General features: G+C 62.8%; 17 protein-coding genes and 3 pseudogenes. 9 read left to right on the forward strand and 11 right to left on the reverse strand.

The features are described 5' to 3' along the window. Nucleotides 1-224 precede the first annotated feature (224 nt). The 4 genes from AC3FNH_RS28310 to AC3FNH_RS28325 all read right to left on the reverse strand — a co-directional run bounded on the left by AC3FNH_RS28310 (nucleotide 225) and on the right by AC3FNH_RS28325 (nucleotide 4,603). Complete coding sequence (locus tag AC3FNH_RS28310) at nucleotides 225-1,652, reverse strand: amino acid permease (RefSeq protein ID WP_488722431.1); 1,428 nt, start codon at nucleotides 1,650-1,652, stop codon at nucleotides 225-227. Between the two features lie 109 nt (nucleotides 1,653-1,761). Continuing rightward, nucleotides 1,762-2,826 carry a porin gene (locus AC3FNH_RS28315; protein ID WP_488722432.1) on the reverse strand — a complete coding sequence of 355 codons (1,065 nt, stop codon included), beginning with the start codon at nucleotides 2,824-2,826 and terminating at the stop codon, nucleotides 1,762-1,764. An 81-nt stretch (nucleotides 2,827-2,907) separates the two neighbouring features. Further along, the gene (locus AC3FNH_RS28320) at nucleotides 2,908-3,297 is read right to left on the reverse strand and encodes a RidA family protein (RefSeq protein ID WP_488722433.1); all 390 of its coding nucleotides are present in this window, start codon (nucleotides 3,295-3,297) and stop codon (nucleotides 2,908-2,910) included. A gap of 100 nt (nucleotides 3,298-3,397) precedes the next feature. After that, a complete protein-coding gene (locus AC3FNH_RS28325; protein WP_488722434.1) occupies nucleotides 3,398-4,603 on the reverse strand; it encodes an amino acid aminotransferase in 1,206 nt (401 codons plus the stop codon). 143 nt (nucleotides 4,604-4,746) lie between these two features. Here AC3FNH_RS28325 and AC3FNH_RS28330 point away from each other — a divergent pair, with 143 nt between their 5' ends. Next, nucleotides 4,747-5,220 carry an Lrp/AsnC family transcriptional regulator gene (locus AC3FNH_RS28330; RefSeq protein WP_488722435.1) on the forward strand — a complete coding sequence of 158 codons (474 nt, stop codon included), beginning with the start codon at nucleotides 4,747-4,749 and terminating at the stop codon, nucleotides 5,218-5,220. 849 nt (nucleotides 5,221-6,069) lie between these two features. Beyond that, a complete protein-coding gene (locus AC3FNH_RS28335) occupies nucleotides 6,070-6,975 on the forward strand; it encodes a 3-hydroxyacyl-CoA dehydrogenase (protein WP_488722436.1) in 906 nt (301 codons plus the stop codon). Here the strand turns inward: AC3FNH_RS28335 and AC3FNH_RS28340 are convergent. Beyond that, the gene (locus tag AC3FNH_RS28340) at nucleotides 6,963-7,109 is read right to left on the reverse strand and encodes a hypothetical protein (RefSeq protein WP_488722437.1); all 147 of its coding nucleotides are present in this window, start codon (nucleotides 7,107-7,109) and stop codon (nucleotides 6,963-6,965) included. The two genes, AC3FNH_RS28335 and AC3FNH_RS28340, sit on opposite strands and share 13 nt — an antisense overlap. A gap of 316 nt (nucleotides 7,110-7,425) precedes the next feature. Between AC3FNH_RS28340 and AC3FNH_RS28345 the strand changes: the two are divergent. Then, nucleotides 7,426-8,003: pseudogene (locus tag AC3FNH_RS28345) on the forward strand (UPF0149 family protein); the annotation flags it as partial. Nucleotides 8,004-8,327: 324 nt separating this feature from the next. Here the strand turns inward: AC3FNH_RS28345 and AC3FNH_RS28350 are convergent. Then, nucleotides 8,328-8,996, reverse strand: a complete 669-nt coding sequence (locus tag AC3FNH_RS28350; protein WP_488722438.1) for a TetR/AcrR family transcriptional regulator — start codon at nucleotides 8,994-8,996, stop codon at nucleotides 8,328-8,330. Between the two features lie 155 nt (nucleotides 8,997-9,151). Here AC3FNH_RS28350 and mhpA point away from each other — a divergent pair, with 155 nt between their 5' ends. The 5 genes and pseudogenes from mhpA to AC3FNH_RS28375 all read left to right on the forward strand — a co-directional run bounded on the left by mhpA (nucleotide 9,152) and on the right by AC3FNH_RS28375 (nucleotide 15,012). Beyond that, nucleotides 9,152-10,720 (forward strand): bifunctional 3-(3-hydroxy-phenyl)propionate/3-hydroxycinnamic acid hydroxylase MhpA, encoded by a 1,569-nt coding sequence (mhpA, locus tag AC3FNH_RS28355; protein ID WP_488722439.1) that lies wholly within the window; start codon nucleotides 9,152-9,154, stop codon nucleotides 10,718-10,720. A gap of 26 nt (nucleotides 10,721-10,746) precedes the next feature. Further along, nucleotides 10,747-11,688 (forward strand): VOC family protein, encoded by a 942-nt coding sequence (locus AC3FNH_RS28360; protein ID WP_488722440.1) that lies wholly within the window; start codon nucleotides 10,747-10,749, stop codon nucleotides 11,686-11,688. Between the two features lie 43 nt (nucleotides 11,689-11,731). Further along, entirely contained in the window at nucleotides 11,732-12,601 is an 870-nt protein-coding gene (locus AC3FNH_RS28365; protein ID WP_488722441.1) for a fumarylacetoacetate hydrolase family protein, read from the forward strand. A gap of 31 nt (nucleotides 12,602-12,632) precedes the next feature. Then, nucleotides 12,633-13,562 carry a 3,5-dioxohexanoate:acetyl-CoA acetone transferase gene (kce, locus tag AC3FNH_RS28370; RefSeq protein ID WP_488722442.1) on the forward strand — a complete coding sequence of 310 codons (930 nt, stop codon included), beginning with the start codon at nucleotides 12,633-12,635 and terminating at the stop codon, nucleotides 13,560-13,562. A gap of 137 nt (nucleotides 13,563-13,699) precedes the next feature. Continuing rightward, nucleotides 13,700-15,012, forward strand: a pseudogene (locus tag AC3FNH_RS28375) (IS4 family transposase). A 17-nt stretch (nucleotides 15,013-15,029) separates the two neighbouring features. On the opposite strand, the pseudogene AC3FNH_RS28380 reads toward AC3FNH_RS28375, so the two are convergent. From AC3FNH_RS28380 to AC3FNH_RS28390, 3 genes and pseudogenes are all read right to left on the reverse strand, one after another. After that, nucleotides 15,030-15,161, reverse strand: a pseudogene (locus tag AC3FNH_RS28380) (tol-pal system YbgF family protein); the annotation flags it as partial. A 2-nt stretch (nucleotides 15,162-15,163) separates the two neighbouring features. After that, nucleotides 15,164-16,696, reverse strand: coding sequence for a CYTH and CHAD domain-containing protein (locus AC3FNH_RS28385; protein WP_488722443.1), 1,533 nt, complete (start codon nucleotides 16,694-16,696; stop codon nucleotides 15,164-15,166). Beyond that, the gene (locus AC3FNH_RS28390; RefSeq protein ID WP_488722444.1) at nucleotides 16,697-16,927 is read right to left on the reverse strand and encodes a hypothetical protein; all 231 of its coding nucleotides are present in this window, start codon (nucleotides 16,925-16,927) and stop codon (nucleotides 16,697-16,699) included. A gap of 255 nt (nucleotides 16,928-17,182) precedes the next feature. On the opposite strand from AC3FNH_RS28390, the gene AC3FNH_RS28395 reads away from it, so the two are divergent. Further along, a complete protein-coding gene (locus tag AC3FNH_RS28395) occupies nucleotides 17,183-17,410 on the forward strand; it encodes a hypothetical protein (RefSeq protein WP_488722445.1) in 228 nt (75 codons plus the stop codon). 1,062 nt (nucleotides 17,411-18,472) lie between these two features. Here the strand turns inward: AC3FNH_RS28395 and AC3FNH_RS28400 are convergent. Then, nucleotides 18,473-18,730, reverse strand: a complete 258-nt coding sequence (locus tag AC3FNH_RS28400; protein WP_488722446.1) for a hypothetical protein — start codon at nucleotides 18,728-18,730, stop codon at nucleotides 18,473-18,475. 506 nt (nucleotides 18,731-19,236) lie between these two features. Next, nucleotides 19,237-19,491 (reverse strand): RNA-binding protein, encoded by a 255-nt coding sequence (locus AC3FNH_RS28405; protein WP_276103504.1) that lies wholly within the window; start codon nucleotides 19,489-19,491, stop codon nucleotides 19,237-19,239. Nucleotides 19,492-19,529 lie beyond the last annotated feature (38 nt).

Genomic DNA, 19,529 nt, shown 5'->3' on the forward strand with positions numbered 1-19,529 from the left:
CGGATGACCGTTGGACCTAGATAGCGGCCCCTGATGCGTTCAAAAATCGACCGGCGGCTTGGGGTCGAGAGGCGACGAACGATATCCTGTCGGCTGGAGTGGCTGCGCCGCTTGCCGCAGCGCAGATTAATGCTACGACCGGCTCTTGAGCCACGCGGAAGGCGTCGCCCAGAGCCACTGCCGGCAGGCGCGCGACAAAGCAGACTACCTGGCCCCCCCGCCCGTCAGCCTTGCTCGGCCGGCGCCAGGGATTGTGCCCTGTACCAGCCAAAGTAGACTACGACGAGGAACGCCAGGAATGGCAGTCCGAACATCATGGTCATGCGGAATTCCTGGGTGAACAGGGTCGTCAGCATCACGGCAAAGATCAGGCCTGCCCCCAGCAGCGTGAGCACGGGGAAGCCCCACATGCGAAAGCGCAGTGGTGCATCGGCCTTCGCCTGCCACGCGCGCCGGAAGAAGTAGTGCGTCACGAAGATCATCATCCACGTGAAAAGCGCCCCGAACATCGAGATGGCCATCATGATCGAGAATGACGCATCGGGATACACGATGCTCATCAACGTGGCGACGGCGATCCCCGCAGTGGAGACTAACAGTGCGGACAGCGGCACGCCACGCGCGCTGACTCGTCCCATGCGCTCAGGTGCATAGCCGGCGCGTGAGAGGCTGAACATCATGCGCGTCGTGATGTAGAGCTGGCTGTTCATTGACGACAGCGCCGCGACCAGCACCACAAAGTTGATGACGCCAGCGGCGCCGGGGATCCGGATCGCTTCCATCACCTTGACGAACGGGCTCTTGTCCTGGCCGGCGTCCGTCCAGGGGACGACCGCCAGCATCAGTGCGAGCGTGAGCAAGTAGAACAGGACCAGGCGGATCATGGTCGAGCGGAAGGCGCGTGTGACGGCACGCTCGGGATCCTGGGCTTCGCCAGCGGCCACGGCGATCATTTCGATGCTCAGATAGCTGAAGATGGAGACGATGACGGCCTCCCACATGCCCCAGACGCCTTTCGGGAAGAAGCCGCCGTGCGCGGTGTAGTGATGGAAGCCGGCCCCCTGCCCGGCTCCTGCACCACCACCGGCCAGTTCCGGCGCCCCGAACACGACGTAGGCACCCAGCAGGATGAACCCGACAATCGCTGCGATCTTGATGACCGAGAACCAGTACTCGACGATGCCGAAGATGTTGACACTCAGCGCATTGACCAGGACCAGCGCGCCCGAGAACGAAAGGATCCAGAACCAGCCGGGTACGGCGGGGAACCAGTACTTCATGTAGAGGGCGGTGGCCGTCACCTCGGCGCCCACTGCCAGCACGATGCACGCCCAGTACGCATAGCGCACCAGAAATCCGGCAAGCGGGCTCACATAGTGTTCGGCGTAGGCGCCGAACGAGCCCGACGTCGGATGTGCGACCGTCATCTCGGCGAGGCAGCCCATCAGGATCAACGCGATAAACGCGCCGATGGCGTAGCTCACCAGCACGCTGGGACCAGCGAAGCCGATGGCGAAGCCACTGCCAAGGAACAGGCCGGTGCCGATTGCGCCGCCAATGGCGATCATCGTCATCTGGCCGGCACTGAGGGTGCGTCGCAGGCCTTTCTCGCGCTCGACGATGTCCAGGAACTGCTTCGGAGGATTTTTCATGAACGACTCCTTTGGATACGCGGTGGCGCCGAGGCAGGCGTGCCTGACCGGTTCACCGCGTGCGGTCTCCACGCCGGAGGCCGCGCGTAGCGGATGGGATGACCCCGGATCAGAAGACGTGGCGGATGCCGACCGATGCACCGGTCTGGTTGCCACGGCCCGGCAGCTCGGTGAAGGCGCCGCCGCTGACCGTGTTGTAGTCGACGGTTCCATAGAGCTGCGTTCGTCGCGACAGCGCATATTCGGCGAGCAGGACCCCGGTCAGGCGCTTGCCCCCGTTACCGGCGATACCGTTGGTGTTGCGGATGTCGTCGTCGTAGAAGACACCTGTCAGGGATAGTGCCGGCGTCGCCTGCCATGTCGCGCCGACGTAGAACGTATTGTCCTTGCGCGGATTCGCGGTGAAGTTGCCGTATGTGACGCTACGCGACGCGTCGTTCAGCGCGCCGTCGAGCGAACCGGTCGCGTCCCGCCCGCCCAGGTAGCCCGCGTAGAGCCTGACATTGCCCAGGGCGTAGCGAGCGCCGCCGCCCCACATCCGCTGCGCATTGCCAGCGGGATCCCGCGTTTCCTGGTATACGCCACCGAGGCTGAACGCACCCCAGGTGTAGGCGGCGCGCGCCCCCCAGTAGTTGCTGCTGCGCATGCTGCCGGGCTGCTCGCCGAAGCCGTAGCTGGCGCCAACATTGAGGCCACCGAATGTGCCGTCATAGCTGACCGCGTTGTCGATGCGGCCCACGGTGATAAAATACGGCCAGAAATTGGCGGTGTAGTTGCCGATCGTGAGTGGATCGAACTCGCCGAACAGGTTGAAGCCCTCGGTTGACTGGCGGCCGAGGCGAATCGTGCCGTAGCTTCCCGACAGCCCGACGTAGGCATATCGACCGAACAGCCGGCCGTTCTGGTTTGCCTTGCCGGTGTCCGGATCAAAGCCGTTTTCCAGGCGGAAGACCGCCTTGAGGTCGCCACCCAGCGATTCCTCTCCCCGCAAACCGAAACGGCTGTTGGTCACGGCACCGTTGGTCAGTTCTCCCTTGCTGTTGTTGCTGGCATTGGCATTCGTCGTGAAGCGGATGCTCTGGTCGACGATGCCGTAGAGCGTGACAGCGCTCTGCGCATGCACGCTGCCCGCGGCGAGTGCGCCTAGCAGCAATGGACATCTGAACTTCCTCATCTTTGTCTTCCTCCTGGTATTTATCGTTCTGAACAGATGGGTTTCTCACCCGGTTGCCGATGGTGGTTTCTGCCGGCCCTCTCAGGCTGCGGACTGCGGTGGAATGCGGACGTAGGCGACGATTTCGATCTGCATGTCCGGATGAACAAAGCCCTGGACCGCCACCGAGGCCCGGTTTGGATATGGCGCGCTGAAGAACTCGCGGTAGACGTCGTCGATCGTGGTCATGTCGCGCGCATCGCGCATGTAGATCAGTACCTGGACCACGTCGGCCATGCTGGCGCCCGCCGCCGCGACGGTGGCGGCAAGGTTGCCGAAAGTCAGCCGCGCCTGCGCTGCGACATCGTCTCCGGCGATCCTGCCGGTACTGTCGACTGCACCGTGGGCCGTGAACATCAGGGAACCGGCGTGTGTCGCCCAGGAAAACGGTTGCGATGGCTCGGGCAAGCCGGTCCGGATCAAGTCGGGCATATGATGTCTCGGCGGGAGGGTGGCCACCCGCCCGCCGTCAGGCGGGAGGGAATCTGGCGTGTCTGGGGGTATAAAGGGGAAAGGGGCGCGGGCCCGGGCTTCAGCGCGCGCGCTCGCGCATCACCGAGGCAATCGCCTGCGCGACGTGTTCCAGGTTAGCGTCGTTGAGTCCCGCCACGCACATCCGCCCGGAACTGAGCAGATAGACACCGTGGCGCTCGCGCAGCACGTTCACTTCCCCGGCATGCAGGCCTGTGTAGCTGAACATGCCGCGCTGTGTCGTCAGGTACCCTGCCCCGACGCCGGGCAGAAGCGCCTCGAGGCGCTGCCTCAGCGAGGCGCGCATGCGTGCGATGCGTCCTCGCATGCTGGCAACCTCCGTCTCCCAGAGTGCCTGCAGATGCGGCGTGTTGAGGACGGCGGATACCATGCGGGCGCCATGCAACGGCGGACTGGAGTACATGCGCCGCACGGTTGCCTTCAACTGGCCCAGCACCAGGCTGGCCTGTTCGGGGTTCTGCGCGACGAAGGACAGGCCACCGCAACGCTCGCCGTAGAGCGAAAAGTTCTTCGAGAACGAATTGCTGACGATGAATGACAGGCCGGCCTCTGCCATGGCCCGGATCGCCCACGCGTCTTCGTCAAGCCCGTCGCCGAATCCCTGATAGGCCATGTCCATGAACGGAATCAGCTCGCGACGCTGCAGCACGGCGATCAGCTCCTTCCACTGTGCGCGCGAGAGATCGATCCCGGTCGGGTTATGGCAACACGGCTGCAGAAGGACGCCGCTTCGCGGCGGCAGAGCGTCGATGGTCTCCAGCATCGCGCCGAACCTGAGGCCGTTGGTCTGCGCATCGTAGTAGGGGTACGTATGCACTTGCAGGCCAGCGCCGGCAAACAGCACCGGGTGGTTATCCCAGGTGGGATCACTGACCCAGACCGCACTGCCCGGGAAATAGGCCCTGAGGAATTCGGCGCCGACTCGCAGCGCCCCGGAGCCGCCGACAGACTGGATGGTCGCCACGCGGCCTTCGCGCAGCGCAGCGCAGTCCTTGCCGAAGACGACTTCCTGCAATGCCCGGCGGTATTGCGCCATGCCTTCCATCGGCAGGTAGGTATGTGGCTCGCCGGCCCCCGCCACCAGCGCGCTGGCTTCACGCACGCTGGCGAGCACCGGGATGGTGTTGTCGTCATCGTAGTAGAGACCGATGCTCAGGTTGGCCCGCGCCTCGCGGGAGTCGGCCTGGAACGCTTCGAGCAGGGACAGGATCGGGTCGCCGGGGTAGGCGGGAACGTGTGTAAACATCTGGGCTCTCGTGTGGGCGGCGTTGCTTCGAGAGCTGAATATTATCAAACGAATTCGTGAATTTTATTCGATATATTTCTACAAATACGATCATCACGATATAATTATTCGATCAAATATCAGAAAGCCGGTGAAATTTACACATGCAACTTGACCTAACCGATATCCGCCTCTTGCGTCACCTGAGCCAAAACGGAAAAATGACGAATCAGGAACTTGCGGAAGCCGTGAACCTGTCGACGTCTGCCTGCTTCCGACGCGTAAAACTGCTGGAAGAAGCCGGGGTCATCGTCGGATACCGCTGCGAGCTTGCGCCAAAGGCGCTAGGCGTGGAGTTCGAAGCGCTCGTGCAAGTGTCGATGCGCACCGACGTTGAACGCTGGCACGAGAACTTCGTGCAAGCCCTGAACGATTGGCCTGAAGTCGTCACCGCACGCATCGTGTCCGGGCCGTGCAACTACGTACTGACGGTACGCGCGCGCAATCTGGAGCACTACTCTGACTTCGTCGTCAACCGCCTGCACAAGGCGCCTGGGGTCATGTCCACCAATTCGAACATCGTGCTGGCGACGCTCAAGCAGACCGGCTCACTACTTGATCTGGTGAAGGCGGACTGACGCGCCCGAGCGGTAGCAAGATCCTGAGAGCCCCCACGCCTGAACGGCGTGGTCGCGGTGATGTTGCCAGCGGGCGTGTTGAATCATCTCAGTCGACTTGAAGTATCGGGGATCAGGCTCACTCTGCGAGGGGCTCGATGGCGTTTACGCTAGACGCAGCTACGGCACTTCCCGGCCAAGATGCGACATCCAGTCGTAATGCTGTGCGGACATTCACACGTCCGCTTCGTTTCAGCAAGAAGCCATTCCGTCTCCGGAGACGATCACCGTCTCGTCGATTCCCGACCTAGCCTACACTGTATATCCATAAGGGCTATCCAATTAGCTCCAGCGATAGCCAAAACTCATTCGGTATCCCATCCGACCCTCTCGGAAGCCGACGCTTCCCCCGGCCCCACATCCGCGTTCAGTCCTAAATTTCGGTGACGAGAGCCGGCGATTCGTTGTGAATGCCCTCCATCCCATGGCCGTGCACGGCCAGAAGCCGACATTTGTCAAGGGATGCTCGGCCCACGGCGGACCTGGATAAGGGCGAATGCCCCACGGGCCGTGGGTTGAGACACGGTGACGGGATAATCAAACGACGCGGTCATACTTGCTCAAAGCTGCTGAGGGGCGCAGTATTTGCCAGAAGACCGCTGAGGAGAGGCAACTCTACGCATGGGGATATGGCAAGGTTGCGCCGTAAGCATGAACCCCTTGTGACCAAGACGTGCTCACGACCCCGAAACGGCGCTACGCATTCGCTCTTCGTGGCACGAGCGCCAAGGAAATTCCTATCCTTCAAGGAACCAACGGGCCGACGCTGACCAAGAGCGTCTAGAATCGATTACGGAGGTACACGATCAGATGAAGATTGAAGAAATGCGCCTGGTCGTTATCGTCGGCGCCGGGATAATGGGACAGCAGATCGGGCTGCAATGCGCAATGCATGGTTATCAAGTCGTCTTGTACGACCTCGAGCCCCGGATGCTGGAAGCCGCGCAGCGGCACATCGAAAACTTTGCGGACCAGTTGGTCGCTGCCGGACGCCTGACATCGGCAGCAGCCAAGGAAGCGCTGGCCCGGATCACGACGACGGACGATCCGCAGGAGGCCGCCGCGGACGCAGACCTGATTAGTGAGTCAGTCGTCGAGGACCCGAAGATCAAGGGTCAGGTGTTTGCTCAATTCCACCGACTCTGCCCACCGCGCACCATCTTTACCACCAACACCTCGACGCTGCTGCCGTCCATGTTCGCGCAAGACACCGGGCGTCCGGCGCAATTCGCGGCAATGCATTTCCACCCCCCGGTCTGGGACGCCAACATCGTGGACATCATGCCGCATGCCGGCACGGACCCGAATGTGGTCACGCTGCTGGGCGAATTTGCTCGGAGTATCGGCGGAATTCCGATCATCGAAAAGAAAGAGAGTTCGAGCTATGTATTCAATAGCATGCTCAATGCTCTCATGGGCGCGGCAATGACGTTGGTAGTCAATGGCGTTGTATCGATAGAGGACGTCGACCGCGCCTGGATGGGTGTGACCAAAATGCCCATCGGACCTTTTGGCATTATGGACATGATCGGAATCGACACCTTGTGGCACGCGGCAACGTTTTGGGCGACGCAGTCGCCATCCGACCGGCAAGCGCAGAGCTATGCGAGGTTTTTAAAGGGATATGTGGACAAGGGTTGGCTGGGAGTGAAGACAGGTCAAGGTTTCTATACTTATCCCAGTCCCGCGTATCAGCGCGCCGGTTATCTCTCGTAAAGATCGCTGTAGCGGAGAGCTTGCGCCGCGAGCATGAACTCCTCGCGGAGAAGGCGCTCGTCGAGCAGTTGACGCTTCTCGCCGCGCTGCTGCTGACATCGAAAGGCCACGGGCGTCACCGGCAGCAGCGTCATCGTGCTCGCTGCCAGGCTCCGCGATAGCGCTCCATCGCATCGCTACGACGATTTCAACGATCGCTTTCGAGCAGCGCGTACGTCCGCTTCGGGTCGCTATGGAGAGGTTTACATAGAGCAGAGATTTTTTTGGTTGGCGATCGCGGCTACTGACGCGTGAACAGGCCGGTCGGGGCCTGCCCGCGATCGGTAATCAAAAAAATCTCTGCTGTAGTTGCCCTTGGCGCTAAGAAGCCCACACCTGGATCGGCGGAGGGCCGAGACCGGCCAATAGGGAGCCACTCGGGAGCGGCCGTCGCTCCGGCGAACGGCCAGCCCGCTGCCATTGCTGCCCGCGTTCCATGAAGCGGCTCAGCAGACCCGGTGTGGCAGCGTCGATGGAACGAGGTGGAGCATCAGCTCGACCTGCCCGTGGAGACGCTGGAGGACGAACGCACCTTCCATCCCGAGGCCATGGACATGCGCGGCGCCATCTTGAGCCTGCCCCAGGAAGAGCGCGCGGAGATGGACGGGCGGGAAATCCCGTCGTTTGGCCAGGTGTGGGCGCTGGGCTTCATGTTCGCGGTGGAGAACTGGCCCGAGGAATGGGCCGCCCCACGCGACAAGGAAGCCGCCGAGTGGCTGGACGACGCGCTCGACGCCATTGTCGCCCTGACCGAGGACGACACCGGCCAGCCCGAGGTCTGCATGTACAGCGAGGATGGCCCGCCCAGCACCAGCCAGGCGCGCGTTGAAACCTTCGGCGAGGCGATCTGGGCTGTCTACGACCTGCGCCAGATCTGGAAGAGCCTGGGCCCGCGCGTGGAGGCCGTGGTGAGGGGCGACCAGCCCGGCCGCAACGACCCGTGTCCTTGCGGCAGCGGCAAGAAGTTCAAGAAGTGCCACGGGAGATAAGGGATTCAGACAGAATAGGCCGATTGTCTGCCCGAATTGCTCAGGCGAGTCGCATGAGGGTGGCTGGTCGCCGCCGCCTAAAGTCGAGCGACCAGTGGCCAGCCGGCGACTTGCTCGCAGGGGCCATGTCCGGCCATCAACGGCCGATGCGCTCTTTCCTCACGCTGCCAACCGAATGTTACCGTCCCTCTGGCAACGGACCCACGAGCGGATTGCGACTCCTTAGAACCAACGCCGCCCGCTGCGGAACAGAAACTGGCGTAGCAGCATTGACGAGCGGGGTCGGCGGCATCACGTCCGCGAGCGCTGGAGAGAAGTTCAGCACTACCGTTTCGCCGCCGCTTCCAACGATTTCAGACTGTCCGGCAACTTGATCTCAGGCAGCGGCATGTCGTTGAGCCGCTCGATGGTCGATTGCGCAATGCCAAGTGCGCCCAGTACGAGACTCATCATGTCTCGCAGGTGCTGGCGCTCCGCCGCGCCGGATAACACCGTCTCGATGCTCTGGTAGATCGCGCCCATCACCAGATCCCTGGCCGCGCGGTCGTGCGTGAAATGTGCGATACCTCGTTCGCGCGCGCTGACGAGATCGCGCGGCAGGTAGATGTCAGTCAGCCGCCCCATCGCCTCGCTGCGAATCCCCGCCCGCGTGATGAACCTGCCCCAGGCCGGATGGCACACGGCGACTTCCATGTATATCTGACACCCCACCCAGATCCGCTCGACCGGATTGTCGAACTGCCGCACACAGTCCTCGATGCGGGCGATAACCGCGTCGCTCAATTCCGATGTTACGGCGGAGAGCACTTCGCTGGTGGTCTTGAAGTAGTTGTAGAAGGTGCCGCGCGCGACACCCGCCGCGGCGAGGAAGTCGTCGATCGACGCCGCATCCGGCCCCTTCGCCGCGAACACTTCCACCGCTGCGCTCATCAATTTGCGGCGAGTGGACTCCCGCCGGGCCGCGCCGGTCCGTACACGGTGATCCTCTTTCACCACTTTCCTCGCGTTCAAAACCGCGCTATCCCCTGTCGCGCTCATCGTGACACCTCGGGTTTCCCCCATTGCGTGCACAACTCCATCAAGTTGACAATTAAGTATGAATTGTACTGATTCGTCATTTTAAGACATTGCTTGGTTCGGGAGAAGACATGGAGGCAGACCAGTTTGTGGACGTGGCAATCGTGGGCTATGGGCCGACGGCGCAGTTGCTCTCGCTGATGCTCGGGCGCGCGGGGCGCAGCGTGGCCGTCGTCGAGCGTTGGCCCAATCTCTATCCGCTGCCGCGCGCAGTCCATTACGACCACGAGATTGCCCGCCTCTTCCAGGCTTCGGGTGTCATCGATGATATCAAGCGCATTGCCGAGGCCTGCGACCGCTACCAGTGGTGCAACGCCAATCACGAGGTGCTGATGGACTTCCGCTGGGAGGGCCAGGGCCCGAGCGGCTGGCCCGTTGCCAGCACGTTCTCGCAGCCGGAACTCGAAGCCGTGATTGACCGTCACGTCAAGCGGCTGCCGAATGTCACGGTGCGTCAGGGCTGGTCGGCGACCGCGCTGCGCCAGGACGCCGAGGGCGTCGAACTCGATATCGAGGCGGGCGGGCTAGTCGATGGAAAATGGATCGGCAACGGCGAGACCGGGACGATCCGCGCGCGCTATCTCGTCGGCGCGGACGGCGCCAACTCGATGGTACGCAACGCACTCGACATCGACTTCGAGGACCTCGGCTTCGCGTTCGACTGGCTGGTGGTCGATGTCAAGCCGCTGCAGCAGCGCGAGTGGAAGCCGAGAAGCTGGCAATTGTGCGATCCGGCGCGGCCTACGACGATCGTCTCCGGCGGTCCCGGCCGTCGCCGCTGGGAATTCATGCTATTGCCCGGCGAGACCCCGGAGCAGATGAATCGGAACACGATGGCCTGGGACTTGCTCGCCCCGTGGGACATCACGCCCGACAACGCGATCCTCGAACGCCACGCCGTCTACACCTTCCGCGGCCGCTGGGCGAAGTCGTGGCGCAAAGGCCGCGCGCTGCTGGCGGGAGATGCGGCGCACCTGATGCCGCCGTTCGCCGGCCAGGGCATGTGCAGCGGCCTGCGCGATGCCGGCACGCTCGCCTGGCGGCTGAATGCGATCCTCGACGGCAAGGCCGACGACACGCTGCTCGACAGCTACGGCCCGGAGCGGCTGAACCACGTGCGCCAAATGATCGACTTCTCGATCGCGCTGGGCAAGGTCATCTGCATCACCGATCCCGAAGCGGCCGCCGCGCGCGACCGCGACATGCTCGCCGCACAGGCCACGCCGGGCTTCCGGCCGCCCGAGTCACCGCAGCCGCGCCTCGGCGCCGGCCTCTACGCCCCGCAGGCACCGGGCAGCGGCTGGCTGACGCCGCAGGGCATGGTCGAGTTCGACGGCCGCCGCGGCCTCTTCGACGACGTGTTCGGCAACGGCTTCGCGCTGATCGCCAGGAACCGCGACGTGCTCGACCGCCTCAGTCCCGCCAACCGCGCCGGACTCGACGGACAGGACGCGATCGTCGCGCATTTCGGTGCCGGCGGCTTCGCCGACCTGCAAGGCGTGTACGCCGACTACTTCGACCGGCATGGCGTGGACGCCGTGCTCGCGCGGCCCGATTTCTACAGCTTTGGCGCGGCGCGCAGCGCGGGCGAACTTGACGCGCTCGTCGATGCGTGGCGTCAGGCATTGCAACGCGCCTGAATCCCATCCCACAACAAGGAGACACCATGACGCAACAACGCAGGCACGATCGCCTGGGCATTCACTCGATCGGCGAGTTCCGCATGACCGTGCCGTCGCTCGACGACGCGCGACGCTTCTACTCCGCATTCGGCCTCGACGTGCAGCCGGACGGCGACACCGGCCTGCTGATCCGGACCTTCGGCTCGCCCCACGTGTGGGGCCGGCTGCGCCAGGGCGCGCGCAAGAAGTTCGAGTGGCTCACGCTGCATGGCTTCGAGGACGAGTTGGAGGCGCTGCGCGAGCGTGCGCTGGATGCGGGTGTCGCGCTGATCGACCCGCCCGCGGGCGCCGATGCTTCGGGCTTCTGGATCCGCAACCCCGACGGCCTGCCGCTGCAGATCCGCGCCGGCGTGAAAACCACGCTCGACGAAGCGGCACATGCGAACCCACCGCTCCCGCTGGACGGCACGCGCTGCGCACCGTACCGGCGCAACACGCCGCGCGTGGAACCGTCGCGGCTGTCGCACATCGCGCTGGCCACCACCAGCGTGCCCGCGCAGATCGACTTCTGCGAGCGCGTGCTCGGCCTGCGCCTGTCGGACCGCTCCGGCGACGGCGTCGCCTTCATCCACGCGCCGCACGGCGGCGATCACCATCTGCTCGCCTTCGCCGCGAGTCCCGCGCCGGCCCTGCACCACCTGAGCTGGGACGTACCGACCGTCGAGGAAGTCGGGCTCGGATACATGCAGATGGCCGCCGCAGGCTACCGCAATGGCTGGGGCGTCGGTCGCCACGTGCTGGGCTCCAACTATTTCTACTACGTGCAGGACCCGTGGGGCAGCTTCTCGGAATACAGCGCCACGATGGACTACATCCCCGCGTCGGTCGACTGGGTTGCCGCCGACCACGCGCCCGAGGACAGCATGTATCTCTGGGGCCCGGACCTGCCCACCATCTTCGTCGAGAACTCGGAAATCGGCGCCTGATCGCCCGTCACCCTCCTCCAAATCCAGTCATACAAGGATCAATATGAAGCTCGTCACTTTTCAATGTCGCGGCCATCGTTCGATCGGCAAGGTCGAAGGCCAGCAGATCATCGACCTGCCCGCCAGCGACCGCACGCTGCCGTCCACCATGCTCGAACTGCTGCAGGGCGGCCCCGCGCTAATGCAGCGCGCCCGCAACGTGCGCCTCGAAGACGCGGTGACGTGGCCGCTCGCGGACGTGCGCCTCGACGCGCCCGTCCCCAATCCGTCGAAGTTCCTCGCTATCGGCATGAACTATCGGCGCCATGTGGCAGAGGCCGTTGCCGCTGGCATCCAGGTACCCGACAGCCAGGTGTGGTTCAACAAGCAGGTGTCGTGCGTGACGGGGCCGTTCGATCCGGTTCACATGCCGAAGGTGTCGGACAAGCTCGACTACGAAGCCGAACTCGCCGTCGTGATCGGCCGACGCTGCCGGCATGTGTCGGCGGAAGAGGCCGCATCGGTGGTCGCGGGCTACACGGTCTGCAATGACGTTTCCGTGCGCGACTGGCAACTGCGCTCGCCGACCATGATGCTCGGCAAGTCCTTTAACACGCACGGCCCGTTCGGCCCGTGGCTCGTCACCGTCGACGAAGTCAAGAACCCGCACGACCTGCGGATGCGCATGCTCGTCAACGGCGAATGCCGGCAGGAGGTCAACACCGGCGAAATGATCTACGACATCTGGCAGCAGATCGCCTACCTGTCCACCGTGATGACGCTCGAGCCAGGCGACGTGCTCGCCACCGGCACGCCGTCCGGCGTCGGCGGCGCGCAGAAGCCGCCGCGCTTCCTCAAGCTCGGCGACGTGATGCGCGTGGAGATCGACGGCATCGGCCACATCGAGAACACCGTCGTCGCCGAACCGGCCTGACTCATACACGGAAACACGGAGAACAAGCACCATGGCACGCAAAGTCATCATTACCTGCGCGGTGACGGGCTCGATCCACACGCCGAGTATGTCGCCGTATCTCCCCGCCACGCCCGACGACATAGCGCGCGAGGCCATTGCCGCCGCGAAGGCCGGCGCCGCGATCCTGCACCTGCACGCACGCCATGCCGAAGACGGCCGGCCCGCCTTCGACGCGGCCACCTACCGCCGGTTCCTGCCGCGCATCCACGAGGCGACCGACGCCGTCATCAACATCACCACCGGCGGCGCGGTCAACATGACGCTGGACGAGCGCCTCGCCGGCGCGCTCGACGTCTCGGCGGAAATGGCCTCGTGCAACATGGGCTCGATGAACTTCGGCATCTTCCCGATCCTCGAAAAGATGAAGGAATTCAAGCATGATTGGGAACGCGACTTCATCGAAGGCTCGCGCCGCTCGATCTTCCGCAACACGTTCGCGGATATCGAGGAAGTGTTCGAGCGGCTGGGTCGGGGGCACGGCACGCGCTTCGAGTTCGAGTGCTACGACGTCGGCCACCTGTACAACCTGAAGCACTTCGTCGATCGCGGACTGGTCAAGGGGCCGATCTTTCTGCAGTTCGTAATGGGCATTCTCGGCGGCATCGGTCCCGACCCCGAGAACCTCGTGCATATGAAGCGCATCGCCGACAAGCTATTTGGCGATTCCTACCAATGGTCGGTGCTCGGCGCGGGCAAACACCAGCTTTCCCTGATCACGCAGGCGGCGCTGATGGGCGGCAATGTGCGGGTAGGCCTGGAAGACTCGCTGTCGATCGGTCCGGGCCGGCTCGCCACGTCGAACGCGGAGCAGGTCGAACTGATCCGCGACGTGCTGCTGCGCCTCGGTTTCGAGATTGCCACGCCGGCGGAGGCACGCGAGATGCTGGGCCTGAAGGGGCGCGACAAGATCCGCCTGTAAGGCTGTTCTAAGAGCCACCCCTTTCAAGGTGATGAAGAATAGGGCAAGCTCCGTGTCGTCGAACCGAAGACGGAGTCAGTGGCGTGGTACTGGACGCAGTGGTGGAACGCTTTATCGAACACAGCCCGATCAGCGTGATGGCGCGCCTGGGGTTGCAACGCGCCCTCGATTCGGCGTGGATCGATGAGTTGTGCGAGAAGCGCAGTACACGCGGGAGCTACTCTTCTCGACGACAGTGGAAATCATGTCGCTGGTGGCCGTGGGCCTGCGTCCCTCGGTGCATGCGGCAGCCAAGGCCAGTCCAGCGCTGCCGGCTTCCATCACCGCGCTGTACGACAAGATCAGCCGGACCGAACCGGGACTGGTTCGTGCCCTGGTACAAGGCAGTGCGCGGCGGCTTGGGGCGGTCGTGCAACCGATGTTGCGCAAGCAGCCACGTTCGGTGGACGGCTATTGCCTGCGCATCGTGGATGGCAGCCATTTGCTGGCGAGCGAAAAGCGCTTGAAACCATTGCGTGGGTTTCGGGGCGCGGCCTTGCCAGGGCAGTCGTTGGTGGTTTATGACCCGGATATGGCGATGATCGTCGATCTGGTGCCCTGTGAAGATGCGCATGCGGCGGAGCGCGCCATCATGGAAACCCTGCTCGAATCGGCCCAACCTGGCGAATTGTGGATCGCCGATCGCAACTTCAGCACCCGGACGATCCTTGCCGGCTGGCAGCGCCGCGGTAGCGCCCTCCTCGTGCGGGAGCACGGCCGCAATCCGAACCCCAGCGAGTTGGCGCCGGCACGCGAAATGGGGCGGGTCGAGACCGGTCTCGTGTACGAACAGGCCGTCAGCATCCTGGATGAATCGAACACGCCGCTGCCGCTGCGGCGCATTGAGTTGCGTCTGGATCGTGCCACCGAGGACGGTGACACCGTCATCCGCCTGCTGACCAATGTTCCGGCCGCCCACCTGACGGCCGAGGCTGTCGCCCAGCTATACCGGAAGCGCTGGAGCATTGAGAATCTATTTCAGCGACTCGACTCGGTGCTCAACAGCGAGATTCGTTCGCTGAGCCAACCGCGCGCAGCGCTCTTGGCCTTTGGCGTGACGGCGCTCGCGTATAACGTACTGAGCGTGATTGGGACTGCCGTGAGAATCCAGCATGAACTGGATACCGGCGACATCGAGCTCTCACCGTATTACCTCGCCAGCGAAATTCGGGCAACGTATGCCGGCATGATGATCGCGGTACCGCCCGAGATATGGGAAGGCTATGACCATCTCACCACAACCCAACTCAGCCGCGAGTTGCTCAAGATCGCGACGCACGTTGATCCCCGCGCGATGCGCAAACATGCGCGGGGACCGAAGGCGCCCAAGAAGAAGGGGCATGTTGCCGGATGCGTGGCGCGACGGCATGTTTCTACCGCCCGTGTCGTCAAGGCTGGACGTGTCGAATGATCACCTTGAAAGGGGTGCCCCTTATAGTCGCGCTGCGCGTAGAGCGAGTTGCCGAGCCAGTGCTGCGCCAGCGGCAGGTACGGGCTCTGCGGATACTTCTTGATAAAAGACGAAAACGAATTTCCGGCGCTCTTGAAATGGCCCGCCTGCACTACGCGGGCAGGCTTGCCGTTTGGAATCGCTTCCAAAGACGTCGCAGCGCCGCCTTATCAGCGCTTACCCGCCGTGTGATATTGCCCCGCGCATAGGCGCAGCCAATGGCCAAGTGCTGTTGCTCGGCGCCCAGACGGCATAGCAGCAACTCTGCCACTGCCATATCATTGCGCCATCCTAGGTCATCCTGCAGGCGCGACAGTCGCTCACGATAGGAGCGCACCTTATTCGTGGGGAGCAAGGATTCAAAAAACTCGGTCGCATAGCGGAGTTTCTTGGCTGCGATGCGCGCACGGTGGCGTTGCTGCTCGTCAAGCTTGGCCATACCTCGCCCACGCTTGCGCAGCCGGCGTTGTCGCTTGCACAATGTCGTCAGGGCAAAGTCTTTGACCGGGCCGGCTAATTTGGCACGCTGTCCCTCGCTGGCACTATCCCGCCAAGCCTTGCTGCCCAACCAGTGGCCCAGCGTCAGAATCATGCGTGTGTAGCGCTCGGATATTACGGCTTGGGCGGCGCGTTGCCGGCTCTCGGCTGCGACCGCCTTTGCTGCCGCCACGACCGCATTCGCGCCCACGTCCTGCGGCGCGCCATCGAAAGCGTCGCCCAAGGTGGTGTCGGCGAGGACCTCCCAGTCGCGCGCCGGCCCCAGTTCATCGGCAATCCACTTGAGCTCCGCCTGAAGTGCCGGCGGGCAGGCAAGCAGCGGCCGGAAGCTGTCAAGCGCAGAGCGCAGCCGGCGCAAGCCGACGCGCATCTGGTGCACGCCTTCCGGGTTGGTGCCATCAACCACGCTGCGTTCGTTCCCCGAAATCTGCGCCAGGCAGTTCCAGGCAATGTGCAGGAATGCGGCCTCTGCCGAATCACTGTCGGTGAGCCTGAGGGGCCCGGCCCGAACCCCCGCATCAGGCTCATCGGCCACCAACGCGTAACCGTGGTCACCTTTGCTGGCACGACTCAGCCGCATAGGTATCGCGTCGAGCAGTTCCAGGGCAAACGCGAAGAGATGGGCTGGCTCGCCGGCCTGGATCTCCAACTCGACTTCGCGGATTGGCACTGTGGCCGTGTCCGTCCGGACCACCCCGCGGTCGACAGCCATCTCGACCTCGTCGCCCTGTGGCAAACGCAACAGCATGACCGTACGCTCGACATCCGTGACGAAGGTCGGCTTCAGACGCTCAGCCAGGCCGCTTTCGCTCAGCAGCAGGCCAAGCGGCGTCCCCTCGGGCACCTTGTTTCGCAGTGCAGCAAGATCCGGCGTGCTATTGGAAATGGCGGACTCATACTCTTCCCGCTCGTAGAATGCTCCGCGCTGCGTGCCGCACGTCTTCAGCGTCTGCACATAGTGCGCTCCCGCCTGGCGCACACGCAGGGACACTTGAGCCCGTCGAAAGGCAAGGTCCGGCGTATCAAAGTATGTGCTCACCAGTCTGTCCTGGTGCGGCGGTTCCACGCAGCAGGAGGACACCAGGGGCAAGCCGATCAGCCGCTCGACCTGGTCTTGCAGCAGTTCGAGCTTTAGTTCGCGTTCCATTTAACCGTGCTTTGCGGAGCGCTCGAACTTTGCGAAGACGCGAGCCTGCACCGCGCTCATGACGGCGAGGATCTGGTCATTGGTGGGGCCGCTTACCGTCACGCCCGTGGCATCCTTCGGCTTCGCACCGGGTGGATCGAAGACAAAGACCGTATCGAACTTACCTGCCGACTCCTTCTTCAGACGCCGGTTGAGCGCCTTCAGGTACCGCCTCTTGACCGTCTTGGACATAGGTGTCGAATCCCCTGGTGCTACGTTGGTTGCGCCGAGTCGCGGCCCCCCGGGCAATGCCAGCGGCTGCGCGCAACCCGCCCAATGGGTTCGGGATAAGTCCGAGTCCCCCTTCTGCGCGCCTTCCTCTTGATTCGGAGCAGGCCCCAGATCAAGAGCGGCTCCAGCCATGTCAAACATGCCTCAAACTAGGCCGTTGCGGTAGCCGTGGTAATGATTACAATAGCATGACAGCGACGGCGAGCGAGGCTCGACATGACGACATTTGTGCGGGGGGCTGCGTCGATCTATTCCACGGCAGAAACCCTGGCCAGCGGGCGATATCGAGGCGTGCTGGTTATCGAGACCGATGCCGGCCCCTGGCAATTCAAGTGTGAGAGGTGTCGGAGTACGGAGTTGGAAGCGCAAGCCGATGCGGACGCAGATATTGAGTATGCGTACCGACAATTCCTGGCAGTTGCCGCGCCGGTGAAGTTCCAATGACCGAGTCGCCCGGATCTTCTGAGCTGCCCCTACGGCGGCTGGCCTATCACGACTTCCTTGCGTTCGCGGAACCCGTCTCTGGAGGTAAGTACCAGGGCTTTGTCCGCGTGAGACACCACCTTTTGTGTGGCGCCCGTCAGGCCGTGTTCCGCGCAGGATCGGCAGTCATCAGCCAACGAGAAGCACTTGAGCAAGCCCAGCTAAAGATCGACGCGCTCATCCGCCTGCTCGGTGACGGGCAGTTGTCGCTGAAACGACCTCAAGACGGTAGGCGTTCCGCAGGAAGCCATTTGTCTAAGCCGCCGTCTTCGTCGGAGACCAGCGCAATCGTGCAACCGCAATCCTGACAGACATACCGGAACAGGCTCCGGGTGGCACCTTGCGTCGCTTGTACCGGACATCGAACGAGGTTGGGATGAGGAGGCCGATGTCTCGGTTGTCCGAACATGGCATCGCAAAAACGACATGGAAGCACAGGCGTTGGCTATGTTGCAATGCAATATAGCCACTATAGCAGCGTCTGAAGCCCCACAAGGGAAGTGCCGTCGAGGCCCCGGAGGGACAGGCGTAGAACTCGCCATATTCCATGCGAGACAGGGCGCGAGCAAATTTCGTCAAAAATTTGTCATTCGCCAGTGGCAAATGGCCCTCGCCCTGTGCATTCAGCCTACGATGGGCACATCAAATTACGATGACAGACGTGCCTTTTGTGGCATTCGAATGTTGCCGTCTGAATGACTACAGCGGGGCCGAGGATTCACAGGCGCCACGAGTCCCATTTCGCAAAAGTCCCACACCAAAATAAGAAGCCCTCCTCAATTAGGATGGCTTCGAAACCCCGCGACAATGCTTGCGCCCAACGGGGAAGCGCCCAGGCCGGACTTGTTCTCGGTATCCGTGCCACTAGAGTTGAGGCTTCCCTTTAGGGCGTATTTGTTTTGTTACAACAAAAAGACATTACCAATCGACGCACATCTCCCCCTTGGTCGACACGTCGGGTGTTGGCCGAGACACCGGGACAGCCAGGGAATTGACGCCAGACCGACCAAGGAGCACCACTCGCTACTTCGGTATAGCGCGTACCAGGCTCGGACCGTGGATGTTAGCCTCGGGCGGCACGACGAAAAAGTGGTATTCCCGGGGATTGAGCCCTAGTACCGGACACTCCAGACGACGGGCGAGTTCAGTATCAGGAGACCAGTTGGCCCAGGCAATCTTGGCGGTCAGGTCGATGGAATCAATCCGCGCATAAAGCTCGGTGGCAGGGTAAAGCGTCCGCGCGTCCGGCGGCGGATCGCACACAGTAGTCCCGATGGTCATGGCTAATCTTCGTTGTCGCGGGCTGCCTAATAGATCAAGCATAGTTGCCGCCTCGGTAACCAATATCGACATTTGTCAGCGTGACCGCAGAACGGATAGCAATCGCTGCATCGGGTCCGGGGCGACTGCCCAGCGACCGTGGTACGTTACATATGTCGCTAATAGTTGGCAAGTGAACGTCGGGATCGGGTACTGCCTTCTCGTAGACCGAGATAAGTGTGTCACCGTTGCGACAGTAAATCTGTCAACACGTTCAGGCGATCGCAGTCGATTCTGCGCCATCCCCTTGCTGGATAAGCGTTTGCGGGCCGCGAAGTAAATTTGTCACTAGCAAGCTGCTGGGGCCGATGGGCCATGTTCCCTCCAGGCCCGACTAGGGCAGAGATCGGCCACGAGCGGACCTTCCCCTCCACCTTCTCTCGGACATTCAACGTCGGTTCGCTCTGAGGAAAAGCGGCTGTTCAATTTGCCCTCATGAACGCTGCTTCACCGGCTAACGGCGGGGATCAGAGGAAGCGTTCGGTCAAGACCTGTGCGGTCAGTTCGCGGCTCTTCCAGAGCATGTGGTGGATGCGCTCGGCGTACTTGTGCAGCGCCTCCGGATCCAAATCATTGAAATCCAGCACGACGGACGGGTGCGTACCATCTCCGGGGACCCGCTCAATGGCATCGCAGGGCGGAAGCCCATACTTGTGGATGAACGCGCGGACTTCGTCGTCCGTGGTGCCGGGTTCGAGATTCGACAAAAGCAGGTGTGTCATGATTCCCTCTTGCTTGGATACAGCGGCCGTTGTCCGTC

Source organism: Cupriavidus sp. 22TCCZM01-5, assembly GCF_057798915.1.

Excerpts from the sequence above, each read along its gene's own strand:
- kce (WP_488722442.1), top strand. The coding sequence starts at position 12,633 with ATGGCACGCAAAGTCATCATTACCTGCGCGGTGACGGGCTCGATCCAC.
- AC3FNH_RS28390 (WP_488722444.1), bottom strand. The coding sequence starts at position 16,927 with ATGTCCAAGACGGTCAAGAGGCGGTACCTGAAGGCGCTCAACCGGCGT.
- AC3FNH_RS28400 (WP_488722446.1), bottom strand. The coding sequence starts at position 18,730 with ATGACCATCGGGACTACTGTGTGCGATCCGCCGCCGGACGCGCGGACG.
- AC3FNH_RS28310 (WP_488722431.1), bottom strand. The coding sequence starts at position 1,652 with ATGAAAAATCCTCCGAAGCAGTTCCTGGACATCGTCGAGCGCGAGAAA.
- AC3FNH_RS28325 (WP_488722434.1), bottom strand. The coding sequence starts at position 4,603 with ATGTTTACACACGTTCCCGCCTACCCCGGCGACCCGATCCTGTCCCTG.
- AC3FNH_RS28385 (WP_488722443.1), bottom strand. The coding sequence starts at position 16,696 with ATGGAACGCGAACTAAAGCTCGAACTGCTGCAAGACCAGGTCGAGCGG.
- AC3FNH_RS28320 (WP_488722433.1), bottom strand. The coding sequence starts at position 3,297 with ATGCCCGACTTGATCCGGACCGGCTTGCCCGAGCCATCGCAACCGTTT.
- AC3FNH_RS28315 (WP_488722432.1), bottom strand. The coding sequence starts at position 2,826 with ATGAGGAAGTTCAGATGTCCATTGCTGCTAGGCGCACTCGCCGCGGGC.
- AC3FNH_RS28340 (WP_488722437.1), bottom strand. The coding sequence starts at position 7,109 with ATGACGCTGCTGCCGGTGACGCCCGTGGCCTTTCGATGTCAGCAGCAG.
- AC3FNH_RS28330 (WP_488722435.1), top strand. The coding sequence starts at position 4,747 with ATGCAACTTGACCTAACCGATATCCGCCTCTTGCGTCACCTGAGCCAA.
- mhpA (WP_488722439.1), top strand. The coding sequence starts at position 9,152 with ATGGAGGCAGACCAGTTTGTGGACGTGGCAATCGTGGGCTATGGGCCG.
- AC3FNH_RS28360 (WP_488722440.1), top strand. The coding sequence starts at position 10,747 with ATGACGCAACAACGCAGGCACGATCGCCTGGGCATTCACTCGATCGGC.
- AC3FNH_RS28405 (WP_276103504.1), bottom strand. The coding sequence starts at position 19,491 with ATGACACACCTGCTTTTGTCGAATCTCGAACCCGGCACCACGGACGAC.
- AC3FNH_RS28365 (WP_488722441.1), top strand. The coding sequence starts at position 11,732 with ATGAAGCTCGTCACTTTTCAATGTCGCGGCCATCGTTCGATCGGCAAG.
- AC3FNH_RS28395 (WP_488722445.1), top strand. The coding sequence starts at position 17,183 with ATGACGACATTTGTGCGGGGGGCTGCGTCGATCTATTCCACGGCAGAA.
- AC3FNH_RS28335 (WP_488722436.1), top strand. The coding sequence starts at position 6,070 with ATGAAGATTGAAGAAATGCGCCTGGTCGTTATCGTCGGCGCCGGGATA.